This window comes from Labrys neptuniae, from assembly GCF_040797145.1.
In the GTDB taxonomy this organism is placed as follows: domain Bacteria; phylum Pseudomonadota; class Alphaproteobacteria; order Rhizobiales; family Labraceae; genus Labrys; species Labrys neptuniae.
Genome location: NZ_JBFNQD010000002.1, coordinates 24,980 through 51,702 on the forward strand (window position 1 = coordinate 24,980; position 26,723 = coordinate 51,702).

26 protein-coding genes are annotated in these 26,723 nt (G+C 65.7%); 7 read left to right on the top strand and 19 right to left on the bottom strand.

Features of this window, described 5'->3' with window-relative positions:
- Window positions 1-36: 36 nt before the first annotated feature.
- Window positions 37-951, top strand: coding sequence for a carbohydrate ABC transporter permease (locus tag ABXS05_RS07495; RefSeq protein ID WP_367623452.1), 915 nt, complete (start codon window positions 37-39; stop codon window positions 949-951).
- Window positions 951-1,781 carry a carbohydrate ABC transporter permease gene (locus ABXS05_RS07500; protein ID WP_367623453.1) on the top strand — a complete coding sequence of 277 codons (831 nt, stop codon included), beginning with the start codon at window positions 951-953 and terminating at the stop codon, window positions 1,779-1,781. The genes ABXS05_RS07495 and ABXS05_RS07500 overlap by 1 nt, the downstream gene beginning before the upstream one ends.
- Before the next feature lie 75 nt (window positions 1,782-1,856).
- On the opposite strand, the gene ppa is transcribed toward ABXS05_RS07500, so the two are convergent.
- The 5 genes from ppa to ABXS05_RS07525 all read right to left on the bottom strand — a co-directional run bounded on the left by ppa (window position 1,857) and on the right by ABXS05_RS07525 (window position 7,349).
- On the bottom strand, window positions 1,857-2,396 hold the full coding sequence (ppa, locus tag ABXS05_RS07505; protein WP_311933968.1) for an inorganic diphosphatase: 540 nt from the start codon (window positions 2,394-2,396) through the stop codon (window positions 1,857-1,859).
- 197 nt (window positions 2,397-2,593) lie between these two features.
- Window positions 2,594-3,634, bottom strand: coding sequence for an ABC transporter ATP-binding protein (locus ABXS05_RS07510; protein ID WP_367623454.1), 1,041 nt, complete (start codon window positions 3,632-3,634; stop codon window positions 2,594-2,596).
- Window positions 3,631-5,178, bottom strand: coding sequence for an ABC transporter permease (locus ABXS05_RS07515; protein WP_376717629.1), 1,548 nt, complete (start codon window positions 5,176-5,178; stop codon window positions 3,631-3,633). The genes ABXS05_RS07510 and ABXS05_RS07515 overlap by 4 nt, the downstream gene beginning before the upstream one ends.
- Before the next feature lie 205 nt (window positions 5,179-5,383).
- Window positions 5,384-6,409: an iron ABC transporter substrate-binding protein gene (locus tag ABXS05_RS07520; protein ID WP_367623455.1), complete on the bottom strand. Its 1,026-nt coding sequence runs from the start codon at window positions 6,407-6,409 to the stop codon at window positions 5,384-5,386.
- Between the two features lie 430 nt (window positions 6,410-6,839).
- A complete protein-coding gene (locus ABXS05_RS07525; protein ID WP_311934232.1) occupies window positions 6,840-7,349 on the bottom strand; it encodes a GNAT family N-acetyltransferase in 510 nt (169 codons plus the stop codon).
- A gap of 245 nt (window positions 7,350-7,594) precedes the next feature.
- On the opposite strand from ABXS05_RS07525, the gene hemH reads away from it, so the two are divergent.
- Complete coding sequence (hemH, locus tag ABXS05_RS07530; protein WP_367623456.1) at window positions 7,595-8,638, top strand: ferrochelatase; 1,044 nt, start codon at window positions 7,595-7,597, stop codon at window positions 8,636-8,638.
- 200 nt (window positions 8,639-8,838) lie between these two features.
- On the opposite strand, the gene ABXS05_RS07535 is transcribed toward hemH, so the two are convergent.
- The gene (locus ABXS05_RS07535) at window positions 8,839-9,387 is read right to left on the bottom strand and encodes an invasion associated locus B family protein (protein ID WP_367623457.1); all 549 of its coding nucleotides are present in this window, start codon (window positions 9,385-9,387) and stop codon (window positions 8,839-8,841) included.
- Between the two features lie 245 nt (window positions 9,388-9,632).
- On the opposite strand from ABXS05_RS07535, the gene ABXS05_RS07540 reads away from it, so the two are divergent.
- A complete protein-coding gene (locus tag ABXS05_RS07540) occupies window positions 9,633-9,845 on the top strand; it encodes a hypothetical protein (RefSeq protein WP_311933973.1) in 213 nt (70 codons plus the stop codon).
- A 42-nt stretch (window positions 9,846-9,887) separates the two neighbouring features.
- Here ABXS05_RS07540 and ABXS05_RS07545 read toward each other — a convergent pair whose 3' ends face one another.
- A complete protein-coding gene (locus ABXS05_RS07545; protein WP_367623888.1) occupies window positions 9,888-11,072 on the bottom strand; it encodes a cytochrome-c peroxidase in 1,185 nt (394 codons plus the stop codon).
- Window positions 11,073-11,257: 185 nt separating this feature from the next.
- On the opposite strand from ABXS05_RS07545, the gene ABXS05_RS07550 reads away from it, so the two are divergent.
- Window positions 11,258-12,829 (top strand): acid phosphatase, encoded by a 1,572-nt coding sequence (locus ABXS05_RS07550; RefSeq protein ID WP_367623889.1) that lies wholly within the window; start codon window positions 11,258-11,260, stop codon window positions 12,827-12,829.
- Between the two features lie 276 nt (window positions 12,830-13,105).
- Here the strand turns inward: ABXS05_RS07550 and ABXS05_RS07555 are convergent, their stop codons facing one another.
- The 3 genes from ABXS05_RS07555 to ABXS05_RS07565 form a co-directional block, all read right to left on the bottom strand.
- Complete coding sequence (locus ABXS05_RS07555) at window positions 13,106-13,402, bottom strand: endonuclease domain-containing protein (RefSeq protein WP_367623890.1); 297 nt, start codon at window positions 13,400-13,402, stop codon at window positions 13,106-13,108.
- Between the two features lie 76 nt (window positions 13,403-13,478).
- Window positions 13,479-14,540: a threonine aldolase family protein gene (locus ABXS05_RS07560; RefSeq protein ID WP_367623458.1), complete on the bottom strand. Its 1,062-nt coding sequence runs from the start codon at window positions 14,538-14,540 to the stop codon at window positions 13,479-13,481.
- Between the two features lie 67 nt (window positions 14,541-14,607).
- The gene (locus tag ABXS05_RS07565; RefSeq protein WP_367623459.1) at window positions 14,608-15,906 is read right to left on the bottom strand and encodes an MFS transporter; all 1,299 of its coding nucleotides are present in this window, start codon (window positions 15,904-15,906) and stop codon (window positions 14,608-14,610) included.
- Window positions 15,907-16,071: 165 nt separating this feature from the next.
- Between ABXS05_RS07565 and ABXS05_RS07570 the strand changes: the two genes are divergently transcribed.
- Complete coding sequence (locus ABXS05_RS07570; RefSeq protein ID WP_367623460.1) at window positions 16,072-16,680, top strand: CGNR zinc finger domain-containing protein; 609 nt, start codon at window positions 16,072-16,074, stop codon at window positions 16,678-16,680.
- 288 nt (window positions 16,681-16,968) lie between these two features.
- Here the strand turns inward: ABXS05_RS07570 and ABXS05_RS07575 are convergent, their stop codons facing one another.
- From ABXS05_RS07575 to ABXS05_RS07590, 4 genes are all read right to left on the bottom strand, one after another.
- Complete coding sequence (locus tag ABXS05_RS07575) at window positions 16,969-17,463, bottom strand: DoxX family protein (RefSeq protein ID WP_149252836.1); 495 nt, start codon at window positions 17,461-17,463, stop codon at window positions 16,969-16,971.
- A gap of 20 nt (window positions 17,464-17,483) precedes the next feature.
- A complete protein-coding gene (locus tag ABXS05_RS07580; RefSeq protein ID WP_367623461.1) occupies window positions 17,484-18,239 on the bottom strand; it encodes an HvfC/BufC family peptide modification chaperone in 756 nt (251 codons plus the stop codon).
- Window positions 18,239-19,102, bottom strand: coding sequence for an MNIO family bufferin maturase (gene bufB, locus ABXS05_RS07585; RefSeq protein WP_367623462.1), 864 nt, complete (start codon window positions 19,100-19,102; stop codon window positions 18,239-18,241). Before bufB ends, ABXS05_RS07580 begins: the two co-directional genes overlap by 1 nt.
- Window positions 19,103-19,181: 79 nt before the next feature.
- Entirely contained in the window at window positions 19,182-19,463 is a 282-nt protein-coding gene (locus ABXS05_RS07590; protein ID WP_068283219.1) for a BufA1 family periplasmic bufferin-type metallophore, read from the bottom strand.
- Between the two features lie 378 nt (window positions 19,464-19,841).
- Between ABXS05_RS07590 and argC the strand changes: the two genes are divergently transcribed.
- A complete protein-coding gene (gene argC, locus ABXS05_RS07595) occupies window positions 19,842-20,801 on the top strand; it encodes an N-acetyl-gamma-glutamyl-phosphate reductase (RefSeq protein ID WP_367623463.1) in 960 nt (319 codons plus the stop codon).
- Between the two features lie 112 nt (window positions 20,802-20,913).
- Here the strand turns inward: argC and ABXS05_RS07600 are convergent, their stop codons facing one another.
- The 5 genes from ABXS05_RS07600 to ABXS05_RS07620 are packed head-to-tail and all read right to left on the bottom strand — an operon-like array spanning window position 20,914 to window position 26,675.
- The gene (locus ABXS05_RS07600) at window positions 20,914-21,474 is read right to left on the bottom strand and encodes a hypothetical protein (protein ID WP_367623464.1); all 561 of its coding nucleotides are present in this window, start codon (window positions 21,472-21,474) and stop codon (window positions 20,914-20,916) included.
- A 51-nt stretch (window positions 21,475-21,525) separates the two neighbouring features.
- A complete protein-coding gene (locus tag ABXS05_RS07605) occupies window positions 21,526-22,089 on the bottom strand; it encodes a sarcosine oxidase subunit gamma (RefSeq protein ID WP_367623465.1) in 564 nt (187 codons plus the stop codon).
- Window positions 22,082-25,084 (bottom strand): sarcosine oxidase subunit alpha family protein, encoded by a 3,003-nt coding sequence (locus ABXS05_RS07610; RefSeq protein WP_367623466.1) that lies wholly within the window; start codon window positions 25,082-25,084, stop codon window positions 22,082-22,084. The genes ABXS05_RS07605 and ABXS05_RS07610 overlap by 8 nt, the downstream gene beginning before the upstream one ends.
- Window positions 25,081-25,416: a sarcosine oxidase subunit delta gene (locus ABXS05_RS07615; RefSeq protein WP_311933986.1), complete on the bottom strand. Its 336-nt coding sequence runs from the start codon at window positions 25,414-25,416 to the stop codon at window positions 25,081-25,083. The genes ABXS05_RS07610 and ABXS05_RS07615 overlap by 4 nt, the downstream gene beginning before the upstream one ends.
- Window positions 25,417-25,424: 8 nt before the next feature.
- On the bottom strand, window positions 25,425-26,675 hold the full coding sequence (locus ABXS05_RS07620) for a sarcosine oxidase subunit beta family protein (RefSeq protein ID WP_367623467.1): 1,251 nt from the start codon (window positions 26,673-26,675) through the stop codon (window positions 25,425-25,427).
- Window positions 26,676-26,723: the final 48 nt, after the last annotated feature.

Below are 26,723 nucleotides of genomic sequence, written 5' to 3' on the forward strand. Positions count from 1 at the left end.
GGCAATCGCACAGGGGACGGGAGGAGGCGGCTTGCCATGAGAAAGGCGCCGCCATTCTGGAAAGGGGAAAGCGTGCCCGATTTCGTCGACCGCCACCTCGCCTGGTTCATGCTGGGACCGGCCATGCTGGTCCTGCTCGCCTTGACGATCTATCCCGTGCTCAACCTGATAGCGATGGCGTTCGCCGACATTCGCTTCGAACAGGCGCGGGAAATCTGGACCTTCCGGCCCCTGGATAATCTGCGCCAGCTCGCTGGAGACGAGGTCTTCCGGCGAGCCTTGCTCAACACCATCGTCTTTGCCGTGGCGGCCGTCTGCCTGGAAATGCTGATCGGGCTGGCATTGGCCATTCTGGTCTCTTCATTGAGCGGCCTGAAGGGACTGGTGCGGACCACCCTCATCCTGCCCGTCCTGATGCCCCCCGTGGCCATCGGCTCGATGTGGAAGCTGATGTACAATCTCGATTTCGGCGTGCTGAATCAGGCCGTGACCGCCCTTGGCCTGCAGCCGATCAACTGGCTCGGTTCGAGCTCCCTCGCCTTGATATCGGTGATCATCGTCGACGTCTGGCATTGGACGCCCTTCGTCTTCCTCATCCTGTTCGCCTCGGTCGAGGGCATCTCGAAGGAGATCGTCGATGCCGCCAGGCTGGATGGCGCAGGCAATTGGGGCATCGTCACCCGTATCATCGTGCCCTTGATCTGGCCGCCGCTGCTGGTGGCCGCGCTGTTTCGCATCATCATGGCCTTCAAGGTGTTCGACCAGGTGTTCCTGCTCACCTCCGGCGGCCCCGGCAATGCCACCGAGGTCGTCAGCCTTCATCTCTACAAGGTCTATTTCCAGGAGAACCAGCTCGGCTACGGCTCGATGCTGTCGCTGGCGATCATCCTGGCGCTGCTCTGCTTCATCTGGATCAGCCGGCGTGCCGGCAAAGCCATGGAGCCACGCTGATGCTGGAGCTTCGCGGCCATTCCCGCGCCATCGGCTACGGCCTGATCGCCCTCGGCGTTTTCATCACCATTGCCCCCTTCCTGTGGATCGGCCTGCAATCGCTGAAGAACGAGATCGATATCCTGCGCGGAAGCTGGCTGTTCGCGCCGAACGGCTTCAACTATGCCGACGTGCTCTATTCCAGGCGCTCGGACTTTCCTGTCAATATCCTCAACAGCCTCATCGTCGCCTCAAGCTCCACGATCTCGGTGCTGGTGATCGGCACGCTTGCCGCCTATGCGCTGAGCCGGTTGCAGGTGAAGCCCTGGGTCTCCCGGCTGTTCCTGGGCTGGACGCTGATCTTCAACATGCTGCCGACCCTGACCCTGGTCGGCCCCTGGTACCTGATCTTCCGCCAGATCGGCCTGGCAAGCTCGCTGACGGCCCTGGTGCTGACCCATATCGCCCTCAACCTGCCGATGACGATCTGGATGATGATGGCCTATTTCCGCGAGCTGCCGCAGGAGCTCGAGGATGCGGCCCGCGTGGATGGCTGCCGCCAGATCGATGCCTTCTGGAGGATCCTGCTGCCCTTGACCACGCCCGGCCTGATTGCAGCGGGCGTGCTGGCCTTCGTGTTCTCGTGGAACGAATTCTCGGTCGCGCTGACATTGACGGACCGCGCGACCGCAACGGTGCCGGTGGCCGTCGCCCGCTTTGCCCAGCAGTTCGAGGTGCAATATGGCCAGATGGCTGCCGCCTCGGTGCTCTCCACCATCCCCGCTTTGGTGCTGATGTTCTTCGGCCAGCGCTTCGTGGTACAGGGGCTGACCATGGGCGCGGTGAAGTGACGGCACCTGCCGAAGACTGACAGGTGCTGGAGAGAAGACGGCCCGATCGCCGTCCGCTTCATGCAAAGGCTGGGCTCAGCCCTTGTTGTTGGCCTTGTAGCGCTCGATCGCCTCGAGGATCATCGCCTCGGCTTCCTTGGCGTCGCCCCACCCCTCGACCTTGACCCACTTGTTCTTCTCGAGGTCCTTGTAATGCTCGAAGAAGTGCTCGATCTGCTTGAGGGTGATCTCGGGCAGGTCGGTGTAGTTGTGCACCTTCTCGTAGCGGCGGGTCAGGCGCGGCACGGGCACAGCGATGATCTTCTCGTCGCCGCCGGACTCATCACGCATCTTCAGGACACCGACCGGGCGCACGGCGATCACGGCACCGGGAATGATGCCGCGCTGATTGGCGATCAAGACGTCGATGGGATCGCCGTCATCCGACAGCGTGTGGGGTACGAAGCCGTAATTGCCGGGGTAGCGCATCGGCGTGTAGAGGAAGCGATCGACCACGAGCGCGCCGGAATCCTTGTCCATCTCATATTTGATGGGCTCGCCACCGACGGGAACTTCGACAATGACATTCACCTCGTGCGGCGGATTGCGTCCGGTCGAGATCGCTTCGATACGCATCGTAGATCACATCCTGGTTGGGCCGGCTCTGGCGCAGGATGCCTCCAGACCCCGATCAGACTGCAGCCTTAGGCGGAACACGCATGGGTTTCAACCCGAAGATCACAAGAATATGATGCTGGTTTCACGAGAAACACCGTAAACGGCTCATCCCGTCACGGCAGCGTCACAACGGAAGCCGGCGCGGCAACACCGATCTATGCTTCGAAGACATGGGCCGGTCCGGCCACGCTCAAACGTACGCGCGTGCCGGTCGGCGGCAGATCGAGGCCGGTTCCGCTGATGCGGAGCCGATTGCCATCGGCCAGCTGCACCGTCACGGCCCGCAGGGCACCACCGAATTCGACGTCCACCACGCTGGCAAAGCAGCCCTGCGCGGTCTCGTCCGCACTCGGGGTGAACTTGACCTGCTCGGGGCGCAGCATCAGTTCGATGTCTCCCCGCTGGCCATGCGTCCCGGCCGCGAGGCGCCCGAGCACGCAATCGACCCAGCCGACCCCGGCCTGCCCCTTGAGCAGGATGGCCTCGCCCAGGAAGAGCGCCGTCTCGCGGTCCCGCGGCCGGCGGTAGAGATCGTGCGGTGCGCCGGCCTGTACCAGCCGGCCCTCGCGCAACACGGCGACCTGGTCGGCAAAGGACAGCGCTTCGGTCTGATCGTGGGTGACCAGGATGGTGGTGACGCCGGCTTCCTGCAGCAGCGCCGCCACCGCCTTGCGGGTTGCCTCGCGCAGGCCGGTATCGAGGGCCGAGAAAGGCTCGTCCAGCAGCATGAGCTTGGGCTGGCGTGCCAGCGCCCGCGCCAGCGCCACGCGTTGCTGCTGCCCACCGGAAAGTTGGTGCGGCCGGCGCTCCAGCAAGCGCGGATCGAGATCGACGGTACGCATCAGTGCGCGAATGCGGTCGTCCCGGCCCGTCGCACCCCGCTCCAGGCCGAAGCCGATATTGTCGGCGATGGTGAGGTGGGGAAAGAGCGCTCCGTCCTGTGTGACGAAGCCGATGCCGCGCCGATGGGCGGGCACGATGGCGGGACCATCCGCCAGGACGGTGCCGTTCAGGGCGATGCGGCCAGCATCCGGTCCCTCGAAACCGGCGATCAGCCGGAGCAGCGTGGTCTTGCCGGATCCGGAGGGGCCGACGATGGCGGTGCGGCTGCCCGAGGCGACCTCCAGGCTGACATCATCGAGCGCCACCATGGCGCCATAGCGCTTGCCGGCCTTGTCTATGCTCAGGAAACTCATTGGCCGATCGATCGCCTGGACTGGTAGTGGAGCAGGAGGGTGAGAGGCAGCGACAGCAGCACCATCAGGAGTGCGAAGGGCGCCGCCGCCACATAGTCGATGTCGTTGGTCAGTGACCAGAACCGCGTCGACAAGGTGACCGTGCCGTTGGGCGCCAGCATCAGGGTCGCGGTCAGCTCCGTGGTAATGCCGAGGGCGACCAGCGCCATGCTCGCCGCGACGCCGGGGGCCGACAGGCGCATGGTCACCTGCCAGATCGCCTTCAGCGGCGGGCGCCCCAGCGCCATCGCGGCCCGTTCGAGCTCGACGGGAGCCTGCGCCAGGCTGGCCCGCAGCCCGACCACCGCCCGCGGCAGGAACATCAGGCCATAGGCGAGCAGCAAGGTCGTCATGGTCTGGTAGAGCGGCAGGGCGACGCGCACCGTGATCGTCACCAGCGCCAGCGCCACCACCACGCCCGGCAGCGAGCCGACATAATAATGGCAGGCTTCCAGCACCTTCTGCAGGCGGCCCGGCGCGCGCACCGACAGCCAGGCCATCGGCAGGGCGGCCAATGTGGTGGCGGCTCCGCCGAGCAAGGCCAAGCCGAGCGTCTGGCCGAGCGCGGAGCCGATGTCATCGGAGGACCAGGCGGCCGCGCCACCGAGATAGAGCCAGCGCGCCAGCGTCAGCAGCGGCACGCCGAGCGACAGGAGCGCGAGGCCGAGCGGCAGTGCCAGCCAGACCAGGGTGCCACGGCCGAGCCGGGCGCGGGCCGCCGGACGCGCGGCGCCGGAACCGACGCGGGCATAGCGCTCCTGGCCGCGCAGCCGGTTCTCGAGCCCCAGCAGCACGAGGCAGGCGAGTACCAGCACGCCGGCCAACATGTTGGCGGCCGGGCCGTTATAGGCCGACTGGAACTGGTCGACGATCGCCGTCGAGAAAGTGTCGAACTCGATCATGGCATAGAGGCCGTATTCGGCGAGCAGGTGCAGGCCGACCAGCAGCGAGCCACCGCAGATCGCCAGCCGCAATTGCGGCAGGATCACCCGGAAGAACACGCGCGAGGGCGACTGGCCCAGGCTTGCCGCCACGTCCTCGAGCGCCGGGTCGAGCCGCCGCATCTGGGCCGCCACGGGCAGATAGAGGAAGGGCAGATAGGCCATGATCGAGACGAGCACACCGCTCCACAGGCCGCGCATGCCCGGAACGAGGCTGATCCAGGCATAGGAATGCACGAAGGCCGGTACGCCGAGCGGCGCCACCGCCAGCCACGACCAGAGGCGTGCGCCCGGCAGGTCGCTGCGCTCGGTGAGCCAGGCCAGCGCCACCGCCAGCACGATGGCGATGGGAATGGTGACGGCCTCGAGCAGGACGGTATTGACCAGCAATTCGCCGACCCGCGGGCGCACCACCAGTTCATAGACGGTCTGCCATCCCGTCTGGGCGGTGATGAAGACCACGAAACCGAGCGGCAGCAGGGCGACCAGGGACACCAGCACCGCAGCCAAGGCAACGGCGTCACGCCCGGTGAAGCCGGGGGATGATACGCGCAGACTGCCGATTTCGGGCTGGGATGACGACGATGACACGAGGTGTCCTGAAATGCGAAGGCCTCCGGCGCAGAGCCGGAGGCGCGATGATGTCAGGTTTGCGACGGTGGCGCCATAGCGGGTTCCCCGGGTGCACGGACGTCCCGTCCGTTCTTGAAACCACTGCGCCCCACGAGAAAGGAGGAGGCGGGCGAGACGCCCGCGCACCCGGAGTCTATCAAAGCAGGCCGGCCGCCGTCATCAGGTCGGAGACCTTCTTGGAGTTGAGCTGGGCCGGATCGAGCTTGGGCGCATTGAGGTCGGCCAGGGGCACCAGCTTGGGGTTGGAAGCGGCATCCTTGCCGACGGCGTATTCGAAGGACGTGCCGGTCTTGAGGATCTCCTGGCCGCCCTTGCCGGCGATCCACTTCACGAAGGCCTCGGCTTCCTTCTTGTGCTTGCTGGAAGCGAGCACGCCACCGCCCGAGATGCTGACGAAAGCGCCCGGATCCTGGTTGCGGAAATAATGCAGCGCGACGTTCTTGGAATTCTCGCCGGTCTTGGCCTGGTCGCCGAACCAGTAATACTGGTAGATGATCGCACCTTCGACCTCGCCGTCATTCACGCCCTTCATGGCGATGCCATTCTTCTTGAACGGCTTGACGTTGGCCTTCATGCCCTTGAGCCAGGTCGCCGTGGCTTCCTCGCCCTTCAGGGCCAGCAAGGCGCTGACGATGGCCTGGAAATCGGCGCCGGCCGGCGCTGCGCCCCAGTGCCCCTTCCAGGCCGGATCAGCCAGGTCGAGCAGGGACTTCGGCAGCTTGTCCTCGGTCAGCTTGGTCTTGTTGTAGGCGAACACGGTGGTGCGGGCGGCGATGCCGATCCAGCGGCCATGCGAGGGCTTGAAGGCCTCGGGCACCTCGGCCAGCGTCTCGGTCGAGAGCGGCGCGAACAGCTTGGCATTGTCGACCAGCACCATCGCCGGCGAATTCTCGGTGAGGAAGACGTCGGCGGGCGACTTGTCACCCTCCTGCACCAGCTGGTTGCCGAGCTCGGTGTCGCCGCCATTGCGCAGCGTCACCTTGATGCCGGTCTCCTTGGTGAAAGCCTCGGCCCAGGCCTTGGTCAGGCTTTCATGCTGCGCATTATAGACCGTGATACCCGCATCCTCGGCCTGGGCGGCCAGGGGAGCAGCGATCAGGGCGGTGGCAAGGGCAACGGCCCCGGCCAGCGCTGCACGGCGATGCGGCAGGAAAACTTTCATCAGAACCTCTATCGGTTGGCTTCAGCCAAGGGATGATTGAACACCCGATCTCTAGGCTCACCGAGAAGTTCCCGTCAAACTCTTTAGATTAGAATTAGAATTATTAAAAACTATAAATCGAATCTGTTTATTTCGAGAATGACCTCTGGCCTCTCCGGAATGACGAGACGAGAACTTTCGTCTTCCCGGCAGGCATCGAATTAGACATTGGATTTTCTATTGGCCAGCGCAGCCAGAACCAGGATTACAAATGCGTAACGGGCGGCGGGGGACCCGATGCGCCGCTCGCGCCAGGCTTTGGCGCGCCGGCCTGCTTGCCAGCGGAAGGACCACCAAGGCGCCATTCATCGATGGCCGCCGGACTCTCATGACGGAAATCGACGGACCGCGGGCAGGACGAGATAGCGAGGCGGAAAAGTCCAGGCCTGGTTCAGGCGCCCCAGGCGAAAGCGATCTTCTGCAGCTTCACCTCGCCGAAGCGCTCCACCATGCTGTCCACGGATTCGCCGCCGAGGCGCCGGTAGAAATCACACGCCCGCACATTGTCGGCCAGCGCCCACACCACCATGCCCTTGACATCGTGACCGTTGAGATCGCGGCGCACCGCGTTGAACAGCCGCTTGCCCAGGCCGATGCCCTGATATTCCGGACGCAGATAAAGCTCGAAGATCTCGCCTTGATAAGGCAGGCCGACGGCCCGGTTGCGGCCATAGGTGGCATAGCCGGCGATCACGCCGCCAAAGGACATCACCACGATGCGGGTCTTGCGGTCGATGGCATAGCGCCACCATTTGGCGCCGCGCCGCTCGACCAGGCGTTCGAGCTCCCGGCCGGGAATCACGCCACGATAGGCATAACGCCAAGCGGCGTCATGCACATCGGCGATGGCGTGGGCGTCGTCCGGGCGAGCCAAACGGATTTCGATGGCGTCGGTGCTCATGGTGGGAGGATAAGCGGGGCTGGCCGGTTCCTGCAAGTGAATTGCTCGTAGGAATGCGCTTCCCGAAGCAGTGCGCATCGCAGCGGCTCTACTGTTTTCCTTCAGGGCCTTGTTTAGACACGCCTTTGCGATTTTGACGATTCCCCGATCGAAAAGCGCCATGGCGTCGCGCCGGCCCGCCGCGGCGCACAAATCTGTTGCAAGCCGGACGCCCAGCCTGTTGAAAGGCCTGGAAAGGACCCGGCATGACTTCTCACCTCGCAAGCGCCCTTCCCGTTCCGGCGGATCATCCCGTGGCGGCCAGCGGAAGAATCGGCGTTCTCCTGGTCAATTTGGGCACACCGGACGCGCCGACCTACTGGCCGATGCGGCGCTATCTCAAGGAATTCCTGTCCGACCGGCGGGTCATCGAAGTCTCGCGCCTGTTGTGGTGGCCGCTGCTCAACGGCATCATCCTGACGACGCGCCCCGGCAAGAGCGGCGCCAAATATGCCTCGATCTGGGACAAGGCCGAGAACGCCTCGCCTCTCCTCGTCATCACCCGGCTCCAGACCGAAAAGCTGGCCGAGACCTTCGCCGCCGATTCGCGCCTCACGGTGGATTTTGCCATGCGCTACGGCAATCCCTCCATCGCCTCGCGCATCGACGCCCTGCGCGCCAAGGGCTGCGACCGTATCCTGATCGTGCCGCTCTATCCCCAATATGCGGCGGCGACCAGCGCCACGGTCTGCGACAAGGCCTTCGAGCACCTGATGACCCTGCGCTGGCAGCCGGCCGTGCGCATCGCGCCGCAATGGCATGACGACCCCGTCTATATCGAAGCCCTTGCCAGCTCCGTGCGCCAATCCCTCGCCAAGCTCGACTTCGAGCCGGAGGTGCTGCTCGCCTCCTTCCACGGCGTGCCCAAGAACTACCTGATCCAGGGCGACCCCTATTACTGTTTTGCCATGAAGACGGGACGGCTCCTGCGCGAGGCGCTCGGCTTCAGCGAGGACCGCTTCAAGATCACCTTCCAGTCCCGTTTCGGCAAGGAGGAATGGCTCAAGCCCTATACGGACGAAACCGTAGAAGGGTTGGCCAAATCGGGCGTGAAGCGCCTCGCCATCGTGGCGCCCGGCTTCGTGGCCGACTGCCTGGAAACGCTGGAAGAACTCGGCGAGGAGAACAAGGAGATCTTCCAGCACAATGGCGGCGAGCGTTTCGCCTATCTGCCCTGCCTGAACGACAGCCCCGAGGGCCAGCGCGTGCTCGAGCACGTGGTCGGGCGCGAATTGCAGGGCTGGGTCTGACGGGCGGCTCGCGACTTGGTGTCATACCAACGGTATTGACGCTTGACCGCCCAAGTACCGTCATTGCGAGCGTAGCGAAGCAAGCCAGAGCTGGAAACCGTGGCGGTCATGCCTCCTGGATTGCTTCGCCATGCCAATCCTGCGGATTGGCAGAGCTCGCAATGACGCGGGGGTCAAACATCGCGGCCGTCGATATTATCTCACTTCAGGATGGCGGCCGCCCGGTCGAGGGCCGGGCCGAAGCCCTTGAGCGAGACCATGAAAACGAGCGGCTTCACACTGTCGTCGACCGACTTGGCCGTGAGCTTGAGCTGCTTGCCGGCCTTGAGCGCCGTGATGGTGTTGGCATCGAGCGCCAGCGGCACCAGGCAGCCGGCCGGGATGCAGGTCTTGTAGTTCAGCGGCTTGCCACTGGTCCCGGCATCCAAGGCGAGGGACACGCCAGCATCGAATTGCAGGCCGAACGGCATCACGAGATTGCCGCTGGTTCCGCCATCGGCCGTGGGGTTCAGCTCGACCGCCAGCACGCGCTGGCCGGTCTTGGTGTCGCTCTGCACCTGCTGGACCGCACATTGCTTGGCATTGTTGACGACATTGCAGAGCACCCGCCAGTCCTCATAGCTCTCCTGGATGGAGGAAGCCCCGCCGGGCAGCGGCGATTTGGCAGGCGCGGGGTCCTGGGCCTGAGTCTGGGCCTGGGCGGCGCTCACCAGAAGGGCAAAAGCGAGACTAAGGCTGGTCTTCAGCATCGATTCCTCACGGCAGAAAGGCCTCATGCCCGATAGGGGCAACGGCCGCAGCCATGACACGAATATCGGCGTCTGGCGATAGGCCCCTGCCGAAAATCCCGACGCTTTCGACACTCGATATGCCGCCGCGGTAGCATGGCACGCCCCAGCCTCCCAGAGCCGGCCCTTTCTCCTTGACTTGCCTCGCCTTCGCGATCCAACTGGCTAGGGGAAAGATCCGGGGCAGCTTGCACGAGGTGACGACCATGGACGTCGACAAGGCCATTGCACTGGTTTCCGCGGCCGGTATCGAACTCACCGATCGACGCCGCAACGGCAGCGATGACGGCTGGTCCCTCAGCTTCTCCAACGGCGCGGGACTGGAGGTCCGGGACAATGGCGAGGTTTCCGCCACGGGCAAGGGCGCCGAGGCCGTCGCGAGCCTGCTCGGGCTGCCGGCAAAGTCGGCCGGTAGCTGACGCAAACAAACGGGAACCGGGCTGCCAGTTCGGCTCAAGCCTTCATTTTGCCGGCTCGTAGCCGTCGGTCAGCGTACCGAGAAAGACCACGACATCGTCGATCTCGGCCGGCGTCAGGGCCGGCTCGTCGCCGGCCTTGCGGTCGAAGGGCGGATCGGTGTTGATGTTCGCCTTCGCTGCCTCGGGCAGATCGTCATATTTGTCGATACTGCCATCGGCCTTGCGCGGGTACCAGCGCTCCGGATGGGTCTCGCGCTCGACGTAGAAACGCACAGCGTCGCGCAGGGAATGCATGGCGCCATTGTGGAAGAAGGTCTTGCGCAAAGCGACGTTGCGCAGGGTCGGGGTGCGGAACAGGCCGCAATAATCCTCGCGCTTCAGGAAGTCGGTGCGCAGCGGGCCGCACAGCCCCAGGTCGTGATAGCTGGGATCCTTGTTGGCGGGAATGTCGGGGTTGCGCGGCACCGCGAGCGCGATCTGGCCGTAGTCGGTGAATTGCGGCGGCGTGCCGTCATTGCCGCGCTGGCTGATGTGGCAGGAAGCGCAGTTGCCCTTGTCCGCCGCATTGAACAGGTCGAGCCCCCGCGCTTCCTGGGGAGAGAGCTCCGCCTTGCCGGCCAGAACCGCGTCATATTTGCTCGAATAGGGATAGAAGGTCCGGTAGTCCTGCTGGAACACCTCGAGCGCCTTCAGGGCCGTCTTGTAGACGAGGTCCGGGTCGCCGGCCGCCTTCGGCCCGGCAATGGCGGCGACGGCCTTGCCATGACCGGCGGCGAGCACGCGGCGGGCCACTTCCGCCCCATCCCGATTGCCCATCTCGAAATCCGAAAGCAGCGGAATCCTGGCCTGATCCGCACCGCGATCGACCCGCCCATCCCAGGTCAAGCCGCCCGTGGGACCATTGTCGATACTTTCGTCGGCCTCGTCCTCGGAATCGTAGAAATGCTCGGTGAAGGGCGGCACCACCTGCAGATATTTCAGCGAAGGTACGGCGCGCATGCCCGGCTGATGCATGTCGCCGCCGCCGAGTTGTACCGCGTGGTCGTTCACCGGCCCGAAGGCATGGGCGGGATCGTGGCAGGAGGAACAGGCCAACTTGCCCGAGCCCGACAGGGACGGGTCGAAGAAGAGGGTGCGGCCGAGAGCACCGAGCGCCTGCGCCTGCTGGCGCACCTGTACCCGCGACATCGCGCGGGACCCGTCCTGGCCGGCCTGGACCGAGGTCATCGCCAGCACCGGCAAAGCGAGCCCCACGACGACGCCCCATTGCCTCACACGTCTGTTGCAAAGAAAGCTTATGGCTGCATTCCTTCATTGCGATCGGGGGTGGCGTCTTCAGCCGGCCCGGCTAAGATGAGGGGCTGTGGGGGACGATAGCAACAAGCAAATCGAGGCAGGAGACCCAGATGCGCATGAAATCGGCGGCGGTCGTGTATGCGTTGAGCCTTTCCATCGGTGCCTTCGGATCGGCGCTGGCTGCCGAAAGCACTTCGGGCCAGAAGGCCAAGCCTACGCCCGGAGCGTCCGAGGACCTGAAGCTGATCGACACCGTGGTGGTGATTTATGCCGAGAACCGCAGCTTCGACAATCTCTATGGCAGCTTCCCGGGTGCCAATGGTGTGGCGAAGGCACCGGCGACCGCGCGCATCCAGCGTGACCGCGACGGCAAGCCCTTCCGCGAATTGCCGCCGATCTGGGAGGGCCTGACCGCCAAGGGCGTGACGCCGCCGGTGACCCAGGCCGAGACCGAGCATTTGCCCAACCACCCCTTCCACGCCGACGATCCCAAGGGCTTCAACCTCGGCTACGGCACCATCACGCGTGACCTCTGGCATCGCTATTACCAGAATCAGATGCAGATCAATGGCGGGCGCAACGACAAATTCGTTGCCTATGCCGATTCAGGGGCGCTGTCGGTCAGCCTGTGGGACGGCTCGAAAACCGCCATGTGGAAGGTGGCCCAGAAATATGTCCTGGCCGACAATTTCTTCATGGGCGGCTTCGGCGGTTCCTTCTTCAACCATCAGTGGCTGGTGTGCGCCTGCGCCCCCTACTACCCCAATGCCGACACCAATCCGGCCAAGCCGTCGATCGCCGTGGTCGAGCCCGACGGGGTGACGCTCAAACCGGCCGCCAATTCACCGAAATCGGCGATGGACGGCATCCCGAAATTTGCCGGCGACGGCAACCTAACGCCTGATTTCTATGCCGTGAACACCATGCAGCCGCCCTATCAGCCGAGCGGCAACGAGCCGGCGAAGGACGGCGACAAGGCATTCGCCGATCCTTCCAAGCCGACGACGCTGCCGCCGCAGACCGAGCCGACCATCGGCGACCTGCTCAGCCTCAAGCATGTGACCTGGGCCTGGTATGGCGGTGCCTGGCAGGACGTGCTCGACCATGGCAACAAGACACCGATCCCGAACTTCCAATATCACCACCAGCCGCTGAACTATTATGCCAGCTTCGCACCGGGTACGCCGGCCCGGGCCGAGCATCTGCGCGACGGCGGCCTGGCGGGCGTCGAATTCATCAAGGCGATCGACGCCGGCAAGCTGCCGCAGGTCTCCTTCTACAAACCGCAGGGCGACCTCAACGAGCATTCGGGCTATGCCGACATCCAGGCGGGCGATGCCCATATCGCCGATGTGATCGCCCATCTCGAGAAGAGCCCGCAATGGCCGCATATGCTCGTCGTCGTCACCTATGACGAGAATGGCGGCCTGTGGGACCACGTCGCCCCGCCCAAGGGCGACCGCTGGGGCCCCGGCTCGCGTATCCCGGCGATCATCGTCTCGCCCTATGCCCGCCGCGGCTTCGTCGACCATGCGCCGATGGACACCACCTCGATCCTGCGCTTCATCACGCGCCGCTTCGAGCTGCCGACCCTGCACGGCATCACCGTGCGCGACACGGCGATGGCCGCCCGCAAGCAGAAGCCCCTCGGCGACCTGACCAGCGCGCTGGTGTTGAAGGACAAATGAGGGCGGCGGCCTATCGCGGACCACACAAAATAAAGCGCGACTATCCCTCCCCGACTTCGGGGAGGTCGCGCACACAGTTTGTGTGCGCTGGGACCGGCACAGCCGGGCCGGGTGGGGGAGAGTGGCGCGGCCTTGGGATTCCATGGCTTTCGAAGCACCACTCTCCCCCTTCCGTCACCGCTCCGCGGCGACACCTTCCCCGAAGCCTGGGAAGGATAGTGGCGCTTTACTCCGATAGGGCTGTGTCGGTGACCCTCCTTATCAGGTCGGGCGGGATCACCCTTCCTCTTCCTCCCACCGGCCGCGCAATGCCTCGAAGATCGTATCGATCACAGAGGCAAGCGCATGATCGACGTCATGGTTCGAAAAGCGCAGTACCTTGAACCCGCGTTCTGCCAGGAAGGCATCGCGGATACCATCCCGGGCAAGCCCTTCAGGCATTGCAAGCTGGTTGCCGTCGACTTCGACGACCAGGCGTCTACGCAGACAGGCAAAATCCGCGACATAGCGACCGATCGGAACCTGGCGGCGGATGTGGACCCCTGGGGTCGCAACGCACGGAGCTGCTGCCAGAGCTTGACTTCCTGCAAGGTCAGCTTTTTGCGCAACGGCCTCGCCGTTGCGATCGACATGCCACCTCGCCGCTTCCCTACCCCGCTAGCGCCAGGAACCTCTCCACCTCTTCCCCTTTCGTCGCGAAGGAAGTGACCAGGCGTACCAGGTCCGCATCGTCGGCGGGCAGGCGGTCGGCGGGCAGGCCGTGAACGGGCCATTCATAGAGGCGGGCGCCGGCCTGCCTCAACTGGGCGATCATCGCTTTCGGCAGGACGGCGAAGACTTCGTTGGCCTGCGTCTCATAGCCGAGCCGGTGGCCCGCCGCGACGAGGCCCTGCGACAAAGCCGTCGCCATCGCATTGGCGTGGCGGGCAAGATCGAGCCAGTGGTCGTTCTCCAGCATGGCCAGGAACTGGGCGGCGATCGGCCAGGCCTTGGAAACGACGTGGCCGCTGCGCTTGCGCAGCCATTCGAGCTCGGCGGCCTTCTCCGGCTCGAACAGCAGGACGGCCTCGGCCATCAGGGCACCGTTCTTGGTGAGGCCGAAGGCGAGGGCATCGACGCCGGCCTTCCAGGTGATGTCGGCCGGGCTGATGCCATCGGCCTTTGCGAGGAAGGCGAAGGCATTGGCGAAGCGCGCGCCATCCATATGCACCTTGAGGCCGCGTGCCCGGGCGATCTCGGTCAGGGCCGTGATCTCGCCGCGGCGATAGACGGTGCCGCTTTCCGTCGCCTGGGTGATCGACAGCACGGCAGGCCTTGGAATGGCAGAGCCCGAACCGGAGCCACGCGCCAGCGTAGCCTCCAGCCCGGCCGGCGTCAGCTTGCCCCCGGCGCCGGCGATCGGCACCAAGCGCGCACCCTGGGTGAAGAACTCCGGCGCGCCGGCCTCGTCGCCGACGATATGCGCCTCCTCATAGGCATAGACAGCGCCATAAGGCGGGCTGAGGGCGCTCAGGGCCAGGGAATTGGCGGCACTGCCGGTGGCGGCGAAGAGCACGCCGACCTCGCGACCGAACAGATCGGCCAGGCGTGCCTTCAATTCACGGGTGAGATCATCCTGCCCATAGGCAGGGGCGATACCATCGGCGCCGCGGGCAAGCGCCTCGATGATCCTGGGGCTGGCTCCAGCCCAATTGTCGCTGGCAAAATTCATGCCTTGAAGTAGAGCGCTCCGACCCTGATGCGCAAGGGGGAAGAGGCAAGCGCTCCGGTGCGACGCGTCAGCGCTCCCAGCCCTTGCCGCGCGGCCAGGGCAGCAGGACGAAGCTGGCGATGCCGGCGGCCAACAGCACGATGATCACCGCAAACACGGGCAGGTAGGGATCGGCATCCCGGGCCGCAGCGAAGGATCCCACCAGCCCCGTCAGCCATTGCATCACGGCGACGCCGAGGAAAATGGCGGTGTTGAACACGGCGAAGGCCCGGCCGGCGACCGCATCGGCATAGGCGGCGCGGACATCGGCATATTGCAGGATGAAATAGCCGGTCATGAAGCCGAGCAGGACCACCGCGGCGATATCGACGAGGCTCGACGACTGTCCCGCCAGGGCCGCAAAGGCGGCCATGTAAAGGGCCGCGCTAGCGACGATCCAACAGCGCCGACCGCGATTGCCGGGCTTGAGCAGGCCGAAAACGGGCGGGCCGAGCAGGGCTGCGAGCGAGGTCGCCAGCATGATGTGGCCACTGACGACGAGGCCGAAGCCGTGCCGGTCCATCAGCATCGGCACGGCCCACAGGCCGCGCAAGGTGAGGAAGGCCGCATAGGAGACACCGCCGAGCAGCAGGATGCCAAGCGTATGCCTCTGCGCGAGAAGCGGCCCGATCTCAGCGAAGGCGACGGACAGGTTTGGGCGGCCACGTCCCGGCGCAGGCGCTTCGTCGCGGACGAGCAGGACATTGGCGACGAGAACGAGGATCGAAAGCGCGGCCAGCGCCAGGAAGCCGGCCCGCCACGACCAGGTTTCCACCACCAAGGCGAGCGGCGTGCCGGTCATCAACATGCCGATGCCGCTGAAGCTCAGCACCAGACCGGAGAGCCGCGCAAATTGCCTGGCCGGATAGCGGTTGGTGACGAAGACGATGGCACCGAGGAAGGCCGGCGCGCAACCGACGCCGATCAGAACCTGGCTGGCAATCAGTACGGGCAGATTGGGCGCGAGGGCGGAGACCAGCGCACCGAGGCAGGCGAGCAGGAAGGCGGCACAGACGGTACGGCGCGGTCCGAACAGGTCGAGGGCCACGCCGATGGGGATCTGCGCCAGCGCGAAGGACAAATGAAAGGCACCGGCGAACAGGCCAATCTCCTGGGTGGAGGCCCCAAATTCCAGCTTGAGTTCGCCGGCGAACAGAGTTGCGACGGTGCGGAACGCCTGGCTCATGGCCGCCACCGCCGAGAGGGCCGCCAGCATCGCCCAGAGCGGGACGCCAGCCCCGGCACTCGCGGTCTGCGCCTGCCGGGGAGGCGTCCCCCCCAAAGCGCGGCCGTTTCCTGTCAGTGCGGCGCTGGTGTCGCGGTCCATGGCGCCCTCCTCGCGGTGGGTTCGGTGTCTATATAACCGTCATGATGGTTAGTATTGTCGAACCAGCCGCGTTGACTGTCAACCCCCAAGGCGGTTAGAATTCCTCCAGGCTTGCCGTTCCCGTGTTCCGGCCAGCCGGAACCGGCCTGGGCTCGCAGGGATGCCATGACGTTGATTTCACCGGTACGCGATGACCTGTGCATCGCCTTCGCGAATACCCGTTCCTGGCGAGGACGGGAGACGCCGGTCGAGCGGCTGCACGGCGTGGCGGATCTGCTCGCCTGGACGAAGCGGACCGGTGGAGAGGCGGGCGAACGCATCGAACAGGCCGGCCGCTGGGCCGGTGAACATCCTGATGATGCCGACCGCCTCTTCGACGAGGCGATCCGGCTGCGCGAAGCCCTTTATCGTGCACTGGCCGCAATCGCCGAGAAACAAGCCGTCGAGGAGCGCGACTTCGCCGCTCTCGCCCAGGCCATCGCCCAGGCTCCCACCCGCAGCCGCCTGGTGCGCACGACGGACGGCTATGCCTGGCATGTCGGGCCTTTCGCAGCTTCGCCGGCACATCTGCTCGCCCCGGTGCTGTGGTCGGCCGGCGATCTCATTCCCGCCGCCGCGCGATACCGCATCCGGCGCTGTGCCAATCCCGAATGCCGCTTCCTCTTTCTCGACGAGAGCAAGAGCGGGACCCGGCGCTGGTGCGACATGGCCACCTGCGGCAATCGCGCCAAGGCCAGCCGGCACTATGCCAAGGTCAGGCAGGATGCAGGCTGAGCAGAGTGTCTCTGACAGCTGACCGGTGATTGCTCATGCCCGCCCACGACGGTTGCGCAGCCCCTCACCTCTATCCTCTCCCCGTAAGGACGCGCGAGGAGACCTCGGCCGGTCACGCCTCACCGAAAACGTGCTGTCTCGCCCAACCGTCGGGCGAGATGCATAGTCTGAGCATCGATCGCAACGCCTGCGTCCCCTCGCCCTGCTCTTGCGGGGAGAGGATAGAGGTGAGGGGCAGCGCGGCACCAACAAGACCACGGCCCCCCCACAGCCATCGCACCCCCCGCCTCAGGCGAACGCAACCTTGCGGCCGGTCCAGCGGGCGATCAGGGCGTCGAGGGAGAAGAAGCCGCCACCGAATTTGGCGAGATAGAGGGCGCAGACCATCCAGGGCAGGTGTTCGTTGTAGTGGTCGGGATAGACGAAGAGCTGGATCACCAGCGCCATGCCGAACAGGCCGAGGCCGCCGAGCCGCGTCGCCAACCCGAGGATGACCAGGATGGAGAACACGCTTTCGCCCAGCAGGGCCAGATGGGCGGCGAGCTCCGGCGGCAGCAGCGGCAGCTTGTATTCCTCCTGGAAGAGATAGACGGCGCTGTCCGACAGGGAAAACAGCGTGCCGTCGGCCACCTTGGTGCGCGCCGACCACCAGAACACCCGGAACAAGGCGATGCGGGCGATCAGGGCGATCAGCCAATGCGGGATCAGCGTGAAGAGGTGGATCAGCCGATCCGCCAATCCCGGCGCTGCCGGGTCGGGAGATGCGAATGTCGTGCGGGTCATGGCAACACTCTCCGGCAGGTTCAGATCTCGAAGCGGCAGGCGATACCGGCCGCAACCAGCCCCGCAATGGCGGCGGCCAGATTGAAATCGGGGGTTTCGGCGAAAGCGGCCTCTGCCGCCGCCTCCAAGGGGTGCCCGGTCAGCAGGGTGGCCAGGAAGGCATGGCCGCCTGGCGGCAGGATCTGCACCTCGACATCGAGCCTGGGGCGGGTCACCAGCACGTCCTCGCCGGACCAATCCACGATCTCCCGTGCCTCGCCGCCGGCATTCATCTGCCAGATCGTCGCCACCGGAAAGGCCGAGCGCAGGAGGCGCACCGCCGGATGGATCTCGACCCGCACCTCGTGCAGACGAGCAGGATCGAGGCCCTTGAGCGCTGCCGGCGAGGCCGGCTCGGCATCGGCGGCGTGATAGGCCTGCGCCCTGGCAATCTCCAGGCGCATCACATCCGGCAGGTAGGCGACCTCCCGCGCCGGCTCGAAGGCTTCGGTGAAGGCCGGCAGTTGATCGCCATAATCGAGCAGCAGCGGCGAGCGCGGCGGATGCTCGCGCGCAAAGCGGATGGCGAGGGCCCGGAAGAAGTCGGCACCGACGATGGCGATCGAAGCCGGAAAGCGGCTCTCCAGCGCCGCAGCGAGGCCGAGCGCGACATTGTCGCGATAGATGGCGAAGCGCCGGTTGGGCGTCACGCCATTATGGGCGGCCAGCCCCTGCGGCAGCGCGGCGGCCGGGTCGAGCACCGCCTGCCGGAACGCGGATTGCGTGTTCGCGAGCATCAGGCGGCCCTCGCTCGCATGACCCGCGCCATCGCGGCCTCGGCAAGCGCCGCCTCGCGGGCCAGCACCGGCCAGTCCGGCACGTCATTGTCCCATTCGATCAGGGTCGGCAGCCGCCCGGCTTGGGCGATGACGCGTTCATAGAGGGCCCAGACCGGATCGGCGACCGGCCGGTCATGGGCATCGATCAGCAGCGGCGCACCGGCATCGTCCACTGTCTCGGCATGGCCGGCGAGATGGATCTCGCCGACGAGGCCGAGAGGGAAGCGGTCGAGATAGGTCTCGGGCGAAGTCGCATGATTGGTGGCGGAGACGAAGACATTGTTGATGTCGAGCAGCAGGCCGCAGCCGGTACGCCGGGCGATCTCGGCGAGGAAATCGGTCTCCTCGATGGTGCTCTCCTCGAACAGGAGATAGGTCGAGGGGTTCTCCAGCAGCATGCGCCGGCCCAGCGTCTCCTGCACCTCGTCGATATGGTCGCAGACGCGCCGCAGGGTCTCGGGCGTATAGGGCACCGGCAGAAGATCGTTGAGGAAGACTTCCTCATGGCTCGACCAGGCCAGATGCTCGGAAAAGCTAGCTGGGCGATAGCGCTGTTCGAGCGCCTTCAGCCGGGCGAGATGCTCCTTGTCGAGGGGCCGGGCCGCGCCGATCGACAGGCCGACGCCATGCAGCGACAGCGCGTAGTTTTCGCAGATGGCCCGGAGCTGGGCATGCGGCGGGCCACCGGCGCCCATATAATTCTCGGCGTGGACCTCGAAGAAGCCGATGTCGGGCCGGGTGGCGAGAATGGTCTCGACATGCTCCGGCTTGAGCCCGGCGCCGGCGCGCAATGGCAGGGTCGTGCTGGCGGGATCGGTCATGGCGTTCTCCGAAGGGGCAGAGGTAAGGCGGGAGCCGCCGCGCCGTAGCGGGCGGCCCTCGCATGTCTCGTGCGAGCTATCAGCTCTTGACGGGCGTCAGCGAGCCCATACCCGTCGGCGTCTTCATGGTGACGCAGCTTCCCTTGGGCACCAGCTTGAAGGACTGGCCGTCATAGTCGATCGTCGAGGTACCCGCACAGGAATGGGCACCGGCCGCACAGTCGTTCTGGCCTTTGAGGGCGACGCCGTAGCATTTCTCCTTGGAGTCGTCGGCCTTGGCGGGAGCCGACAGCAAAGCGGCGGCGCTGGCGACGGCGCCGGCAAGAGCGAAAGCAGTGCTGGCCTTGGTGAACACGGACATGGGAGTTTCCTTCTGTTGCAGGATATGGCGGAAACGGCCGGTTGCCGCTCCGCATGGCCTTGACTATGACCCGCTCCGGCATAGGAGCCAAATCAAGTGAGCGTGCCGAAAACCACACTTTTTGCGCTAAAACATGTGATTCCAGCCGCTGTAACGATATTCGTCACCACGGCGTAGGTTGTTACCCGCCGGATTTGAAAGTGATGGCAGCGCCGCGATTTCGGGATGCCCGTTCTTCCCTCCCGGGAAGCACGGCGATTCCAAGAGCGGGCGAGACCCCCGCGCACCCGGAATGCGCTCCAGCATTGACAGTGACACCTCTTGCTCCGATATAGCCAGCGTTCCCGACAGCCCGCCTCTCCTCAAGGAGGACCAGACATGGCCGCCCTCTCCGATCTCGCCGAAAAGCCGCACCAGGCCGGCGCCGTGCGTACCGTCTTCATCGACGGCGAAGCCGGCACCACGGGCCTCGGCATCCGCGAGCGATTGGCGTCGGTGGCGGGCGTTGCCCTGCGCAGCATCGCGCCCGAGCTGCGCAAGGACGTCGCGGCGAAGAAGGCGCTGCTGGCCGAGGTCGACCTCGTGGTGCTCTGCCTGCCCGACGCCGCCGCCAAGGAAACGGTGGCGCTGATCGGCGAGCTCGACGGCCGCAAGCCCAAGGTTCTGGACGCCTCGACCGCCCATCGGGTCGCGCCCGGCTGGGTCTACGGCTTTGCCGAACTGGCGCCGGGCCAGGCCGAGGCCATTGCCAAGGCGAGCCACGTCGCCAATCCCGGCTGCTATCCCACCGGCGCGATCGCCCTTCTGCGTCCCCTGGTCGATGCCGGCGTGATCCCCCAGGACTATCCCGTCACCGTCAATGCGGTCAGCGGCTATTCCGGCGGCGGCAAGTCGATGATCGAGGCCTACGAGGCCGGCACCGCCCCCTCCTTCGAACTTTACGGCCTGACGCTGGAGCACAAGCACGTGCCGGAACTGCAGGCTTATATCGGCCTGACCCGCCGGCCGATCTTCGTGCCGTCCGTCGGCAATTTCCGCCAGGGCATGCTGGTCTCCGTGCCGTTGCATCTCGACACGCTGCCGGGCAAGCCGAAGGCTGATGACCTCCACGCCATCCTCGCCGACTATTATGCCGGCGCCAGGCTGGTCAGCGTGGAGCCGCTGGACGGTGCCGCCAAGATCGAAGCGGAAGCGCTCAACGACACCGACCGGCTGGAGCTTCGCGTGTTCCCGCATGAAGCCCATCGCCAGGCCGTGCTGGTCGCAAGGCTGGACAATCTCGGCAAGGGCGCCTCCGGTGCCGCGGTGCAGAACATCCAGCTGATGCTGGGCGTCTGAGCCGGCGGTAGCGACTGCTCCTTCTCTACGCTCGGTGGGCGTGCATCGCGACGTGGCAGGAGACGGCAATCTCGTGCCCTGGGACGGCAACGAGCGCCTGACCCGGTCTCAGCTACTCAGAGAGCAGCCGGCAATAGGCGTCCAGCGCCTCCTCGTCAGCGGCATCGAGCACCGTGTCGGTCCAATAGTCGACCAGACAGAGCGGCTCAATGGCATTCAGCCGTGAGAGAGCCTCGCGGAAAAACCCGAGCCGTACCTCGTCCGGCGAAGACAGTTCGAAGAAGATTTCCCGAATGACGCCGGCATCATGGGTACATATCAGATAGAAATCCGCATCGTGACCGAAACATAGGGCCTCCGAATTGTAATAGCCCCATTCGTCATGTTTCTCGAAACCGGCCGATGCGGTGGCGTTGAACTGCATCACCCGGGGAAGAAAAGCCAGAGCTGCGCCGAAAGCCTCCGGCGTCAAGGTGGCGAATTGCGCCTGCTCCTCGGGAGCATTGGCAATGACATGCACGTCCGTCCAGCCCGTGCCGCCGGGCGCAGCATGATCGACGGCGTGTTGGGCGGCCTTGTCCAGGTCGGTCCGGTAATGGGCAAGCGCCATCAAGGGATGAAGGGAGCGCATCCCCCAATCGTCCTCGTGGATATGGATCTTGCCGGGGGTCAATCTTCTCTCCCCAATGCAGCCCGCGAGCGTTGGGGCAATGCCTGTGCCGCTCTATTTCACATATTCCCGCGCGGCCTGCTCGAGCTGCCCATGCAGGTAATCGGTGAAGGAACGCCAGACCTCGACGTGGAAGTCGTTTGCGCCCTTGCGCCACAGCACGATTTCCGCCTTGGCGTAGAGCGTGCGGGTGGCGGTGCCGACGGGAAAGGCCTTGGGGTCGAGGTCCAGCATGACGCCGGCATTGAGCACATCGGCAGCCAGCGAACCCGAGACCAGGATGCCGATATTGCGATGGCTGACATCCACCAGCGAATGCGGCTCCTGCACGGCCGCCTCGATGGCGGCATAGGCCTCGGCCTCGGTATTTTCCGGCGCGAGCAGCAGCCACTCGTCGGGGCCGAGCTTGAAGGCGGTGCGGGTGCCGTCGGTGGCGGCGGTATTGAGAGCGGTCGGCAGCGCCAGCCCGAAGGCCTGGCCGGCCGCGACGGCAGCGCTGTCAGGCCCGCGCAGCACCAGGCGGGCGCCCCGCGGCGCCGCCTCGATGGTGAGGCGGCTGCGGGCGGTGATCGGCGCGATGCCGTCGAGCGGATCGCGGCGGGTTGCGATATCAGCCATTGAGCCGCGTTCCTTCCTTGTCGATGAAGATCGGATCGACCACCCTCACGGCGATCGAGCCGCCGGGCATCGGCACATAGACCGTCTCGCCATAGCGCGAGCGGCCACGCTCCAGATTGCACAAAGCGATGGAACGGCCGAGATTGGCGCTCCAATAGGCCGAGGTGACGTGGCCGAGAGCATGCTCGCCAAGGGCGGGCTGCGCCACCTCGGTGATCTGCGCGCCCTCTTCCAGCACCACGCCGGGATCGACGGTGAGGAGCCCGACGAACTGCTTGCGGTTGGGATCCTGCAGGTCCGGCCGCATCAGGCCACGCTTGCCGACGAAATCGGCCTTGGCCTTGCCCACGGCCCAGCCGACGCCCGCCTCGTCCGGGGTCAGCGTACCGTCGGTGTCCTGGCCGACGATGATGTAGCCCTTCTCGGCGCGCAGCACATGCATCGCCTCGGTGCCATAGGCGCAGCCGTCATATTTGACGACCTCGGCATGGATGGCTTGCCAGACGGCCCGGCCATAGGCCGCCGGCACGTTCACCTCGAAGCCGGCTTCGCCGGTGAAGCTCATGCGGAACAGGCGGGTGGGAACGCCGCAGATGCGGCCTTCCTTGACCGACATATGCGGCATGCCGTCCTTGGAGATGTCGATGCCCTCGACCAGAGGCGCCAGCACGTCGCGGGCATGGGGGCCCTGCACGGCGATGACGGCCCATTGCTCGGTGGTGGAGGTGAACCAGACCTTGAGGTCGGTCCACTCGGTCTGGAGGTAGTCCTCCATATGCGAGAGCACGCGGGGCGCCCCGCCGGTGGTGGTGGTGACGTGGAAGCGGTCTGGCGCCATGCGGCCGACCACGCCGTCGTCATAGACGAAGCCGTCGTCGCGGGTCATGATGCCGTAGCGCAGGCGGCCCGGCTCCAGCTTCATGAACGGGTTGACATAGATGCGGTGCATGAACTCGGCCGCATCCGGGCCGACCACCTCGATCTTGCCGAGGGTGGAGGCGTCGAACATGCCGACCTTGTCGCGCACCGTCTTGCATTCGCGGTTGACCGCGTCATGCATGCTCTCGCCGGCGCGCGGATAGTACCAGGCGCGCTTCCACAGGCCGACATCCTCGAAATCAGCGCCCATCTCGACCTCGGCCTCGTGCATCGCGGTCTTGCGCACGGGATCGAACAGGTCGCCGCGCGCCGTGCCGGCGAACAGGCCGAAGGTGGTCGGCGTATAGGGCGGGCGGAAGGTGGTCAGGCCGACCTGCGGCACCTTCTTGTCAACAGCCTTGGCGGCGATGGCCAGCGCATTGATGTTGGAGGTCTTGCCCTGGTCGGTCGCCATGCCGGTGGTGGTGTAGCGCTTGACGTGCTCGATCGAGCGGAAGCCCTCGCGCGTCGCCAGCTTGATGTCCTTGGCGGTGACGTCATGCTGGAAATCGACGAAGGCCTTGACCCGGCTGGCATTGCGGTCATGCGGCAGCGCCCCGGTGTAGAACCCGTCCTGAGAGGTCTCGCCAGCGACGTCGAAGGTCTTGAGGGCGCCCTTGTCGAAGCCGGCGTCACGCCCGGCCTCGTGGCCGGCGGCAAAGCCGTCATTGATCACCGCGCCGAAATCGAACACGCCGCGGCAGGCGCCGGCGGAACGCTCCTCGTCGCGGGCAAAGCCCGGCACGAAGATCTGCTTGGCCTCGTCGTAGCGCAGCTTGCCGCGCGATTGCGAGAACAGATGCACGGTCGGCGTCCAGCCGCCCGACATCAGCACGAGGTCGCAGGAGACCGTCTCCCGGTCCCTGACGGTGCCATCGGTACCGACTCGGCCGAGCCTGACGGCATTGACGCGCAGCCGCCCGCTGGTGCCCATCATCGTCGCGCCGAGGCTGACGCGAATGCCGGCCTCCCTGGCAGCGCCGACCAGGGCGCCGCCATCGGGCCTGATGTCGGCGATCACGGCGATGTCGACGCCGGCGGCCTTGAGGTCGAGCGCGGCCTGATAGGCGCTGTCGCAGGCGGTGAACACCACCGCCCGGTTGCCCGGCTTGACGCCGTAGCGGTTGACATAGGTACGGGCCGAGTCGGCCAGCATGATGCCCGGCCGGTCGTTCTCCGGGAACACCAGCGGACGCTCGATCGCGCCGGCGGCGATGACGACCTGCTTGGCGCGCACCTGCCAGAGCCGCTCACGGGGCGTGCGGGCCTCGGGCTGGGCGACATGGTCGGTCAGCCTTTCGGCCAAGGCGACGAAATTGTCGGAATACCAGCCGAAGGCGGTGGTGCGCGGCATCAGCCGGACGCGATCGTTGAGGGCCAGCGACATGATGATGTCGGTGGCCCAGTCGCGTGCGGCCCGGCCTTCGACGGTCGCCGTGGTCTCGGCCAGCAGCGAGCCGCCGAGCTCGGCCTGCTCGTCGACCAGGATCACCGAGGCGCCGGTCTCGGCCGCGGCGATGGTGGCTGCCAGGCCTGCCGGCCCCGAGCCGACCACCAGCACGTCGCAATGGGCGTAGCGGTTGAGGTAGCGATCGGGGTCGGCCACCTTGGGTGCCTCGCCGAAGCCGGCGGCAGCACGGATCCGGGGCTCGTAGACGTTCTTCCAGAAGCTCTGCGGCCACATGAAAGTCTTGTAGTAGAAACCCGAGGCCAGGAAGGGCGACATCGCGTCATTGACGGCACCGGCATCGAATTTCAGCGAAGGCCAGCGGTTCTGGCTGGTGGCGACGAGGCCCTCATAGAGCTCGACCTGCGTGGCGCGCAGATTGGGCGTGGTGCGGCCGGCGTCCCGGACCACCGTCACCATTGCGTTCGCCTCTTCCGAGCCCGCGGACATGATGCCGCGCGGCCGGTGATATTTGAACGAGCGCCCGATCAGGTGCACACCGTTGGCGAGCAGGGCGGAAGCCAGCGTATCGCCGCGCACGCCCTGATAGGCGATGCCGTCGAAGGTGAAGTTGATCGGCTTGGCGCGATCGATGCGGCCGCCGGCCGCCGTACGGAGGGAGGCGGTCACGCGCGCGCCTCCGTGTTGGAGGGCGTAGCGGCGGCAAGTTCGGCGGCCAGGGCCGCCAGATCGGGCTTGGGTTCGCCCTGCTTATAGGTCTTCACGAACTTGTCGGTCACGGTATGGCGCACGGCGTTGAAGAAGCGCGCGCAGCCATGCACATGGCGCCAGCGCTCGGCGATCAGCCCCTTGGGATTGGAGCGGGTGTAGAGGAAACCTTCCCAGACCTCGTCCGTCGGATTGTCGGCGAAGGCCGGGCGGGCAATATGGGCCTCGCCCATGTTGCGGAATTCCAGTTCCGGGCGATCCTGTTCGCAATAAGGGCAGCGGATGAGCAGCATGACGGTCCTCAGTGCGCGACGGCGGCAGCGGCCGCTTCGTCGATCAGGCGTCCGGTGCGGAAGCGATCGAGGGTGAAGGGAGCGGCGATCGGATGGGGTTCGCCCGTCGCCACCGTGTGGGCGAAGACGTGGCCCGAGCCCGGCGTCGCCTTGAAGCCGCCCGTGCCCCAGCCGCAATTGACGAACAGGCCTGATACCGGGGTCTTGGAGAGGATGGGCGAGCGGTCGGGCGTGACGTCGACGATGCCGCCCCAGTTGCGCATCATGCGGGTGCGGCGCACCACCGGGAAGAGTTCGCAGATCGCATCGAGCGTGTGGGCCGCGATGTGCAGGCCGCCCGTCTGCGAATAGGAGACATACTGGTCGGTGCCGGCCCCGATGACGAGGTCGCCCTTGTCCGATTGCGACATATAGGCGTGCACGGTGTTGGACATCACCACGCAGGGCATGATCGGCTTCAGCGGTTCGGACACCAGCGCCTGCAGCGGATAGCTTTCCAGCGGCATGCGCACGCCGGCCATGTCCATCACCACCGAGGTGTGGCCGGCGGCGACCACGCCGAGTTTCTTGGTGCGGATCGTACCCCTGGAGGTCTCCACCCCGGCGATGGCGCCGGAGGGATCGCGCAAGATGCCGGTGACCTCGCAGTTCTGGATGATGTCGACGCCCAGAGCGTCGGCAGCGCGGGCATAGCCCCAGGCCACCGCGTCGTGGCGGGCGACACCGCCGCGCCGCTGCAGGGCGGCGCCCATGATCGGGTAGCGGATGTCCTTGGAGATGTTGAGGATCGGGCAGAATTCCTTCGCCTCTTCCGGCGTCAGCCATTCATTGTCGATGCCCGCCAGGCGGTTGGCATGGATATGGCGCTTGAAGACCTGGATGTCGTGCACATTGTGCGCCAGCATCATCACGCCGCGGGCCGAATACATCACGTTGTAGTTCAGCACCTGGGACAGGTTCTGCCACAGCTTCATCGCGTGGTCGTAGAGCTTGCCGCTCTCCTCCCACAGATAGTTGGAGCGGATGATGGTGGTGTTGCGGCCGGTGTTGCCACCACCCAGCCAGCCCTTTTCGAGCACGGCGATGTTGGTCATGCCGTGCTCGGCGGCCATGTAATAGGCAGTGGCGAGGCCATGCCCGCCGGCGCCGATGATGATGGCGTCGTAGCTGGCCTTCGGTTCGGGCGAGCGCCATTGCTCGGGCCAGTCCTGATGACCACGCAGCGCGTTGCGCGCCAGGGAAAAGACAGAAAACCGCACGTGTTGCCGCCCGTTGGATGGAGTCTTGAATGGCGCGACTATCATCAT

What these genes read in the sequence shown, in the direction of transcription:
- ABXS05_RS07550 (WP_367623889.1), top strand. Translation starts at nt 11,258, where the DNA reads ATGAAATCGGCGGCGGTCGTGTATGCGTTGAGCCTTTCCATCGGTGCC.
- ABXS05_RS07525 (WP_311934232.1), bottom strand. Translation starts at nt 7,349, where the DNA reads ATGAGCACCGACGCCATCGAAATCCGTTTGGCTCGCCCGGACGACGCC.
- ABXS05_RS07520 (WP_367623455.1), bottom strand. Translation starts at nt 6,409, where the DNA reads ATGAAAGTTTTCCTGCCGCATCGCCGTGCAGCGCTGGCCGGGGCCGTT.
- ABXS05_RS07500 (WP_367623453.1), top strand. Translation starts at nt 951, where the DNA reads ATGCTGGAGCTTCGCGGCCATTCCCGCGCCATCGGCTACGGCCTGATC.
- ABXS05_RS07560 (WP_367623458.1), bottom strand. Translation starts at nt 14,540, where the DNA reads ATGAATTTTGCCAGCGACAATTGGGCTGGAGCCAGCCCCAGGATCATC.
- ABXS05_RS07540 (WP_311933973.1), top strand. Translation starts at nt 9,633, where the DNA reads ATGGACGTCGACAAGGCCATTGCACTGGTTTCCGCGGCCGGTATCGAA.
- ppa (WP_311933968.1), bottom strand. Translation starts at nt 2,396, where the DNA reads ATGCGTATCGAAGCGATCTCGACCGGACGCAATCCGCCGCACGAGGTG.
- bufB (WP_367623462.1), bottom strand. Translation starts at nt 19,102, where the DNA reads ATGACCGATCCCGCCAGCACGACCCTGCCATTGCGCGCCGGCGCCGGG.
- ABXS05_RS07590 (WP_068283219.1), bottom strand. Translation starts at nt 19,463, where the DNA reads ATGTCCGTGTTCACCAAGGCCAGCACTGCTTTCGCTCTTGCCGGCGCC.
- argC (WP_367623463.1), top strand. Translation starts at nt 19,842, where the DNA reads ATGGCCGCCCTCTCCGATCTCGCCGAAAAGCCGCACCAGGCCGGCGCC.
- hemH (WP_367623456.1), top strand. Translation starts at nt 7,595, where the DNA reads ATGACTTCTCACCTCGCAAGCGCCCTTCCCGTTCCGGCGGATCATCCC.
- ABXS05_RS07575 (WP_149252836.1), bottom strand. Translation starts at nt 17,463, where the DNA reads ATGACCCGCACGACATTCGCATCTCCCGACCCGGCAGCGCCGGGATTG.
- ABXS05_RS07570 (WP_367623460.1), top strand. Translation starts at nt 16,072, where the DNA reads ATGACGTTGATTTCACCGGTACGCGATGACCTGTGCATCGCCTTCGCG.
- ABXS05_RS07495 (WP_367623452.1), top strand. Translation starts at nt 37, where the DNA reads ATGAGAAAGGCGCCGCCATTCTGGAAAGGGGAAAGCGTGCCCGATTTC.
- ABXS05_RS07535 (WP_367623457.1), bottom strand. Translation starts at nt 9,387, where the DNA reads ATGCTGAAGACCAGCCTTAGTCTCGCTTTTGCCCTTCTGGTGAGCGCC.
- ABXS05_RS07615 (WP_311933986.1), bottom strand. Translation starts at nt 25,416, where the DNA reads ATGCTGCTCATCCGCTGCCCTTATTGCGAACAGGATCGCCCGGAACTG.
- ABXS05_RS07580 (WP_367623461.1), bottom strand. Translation starts at nt 18,239, where the DNA reads ATGCTCGCGAACACGCAATCCGCGTTCCGGCAGGCGGTGCTCGACCCG.
- ABXS05_RS07605 (WP_367623465.1), bottom strand. Translation starts at nt 22,089, where the DNA reads ATGGCTGATATCGCAACCCGCCGCGATCCGCTCGACGGCATCGCGCCG.
- ABXS05_RS07565 (WP_367623459.1), bottom strand. Translation starts at nt 15,906, where the DNA reads ATGGACCGCGACACCAGCGCCGCACTGACAGGAAACGGCCGCGCTTTG.
- ABXS05_RS07510 (WP_367623454.1), bottom strand. Translation starts at nt 3,634, where the DNA reads ATGAGTTTCCTGAGCATAGACAAGGCCGGCAAGCGCTATGGCGCCATG.
- ABXS05_RS07545 (WP_367623888.1), bottom strand. Translation starts at nt 11,072, where the DNA reads ATGACCTCGGTCCAGGCCGGCCAGGACGGGTCCCGCGCGATGTCGCGG.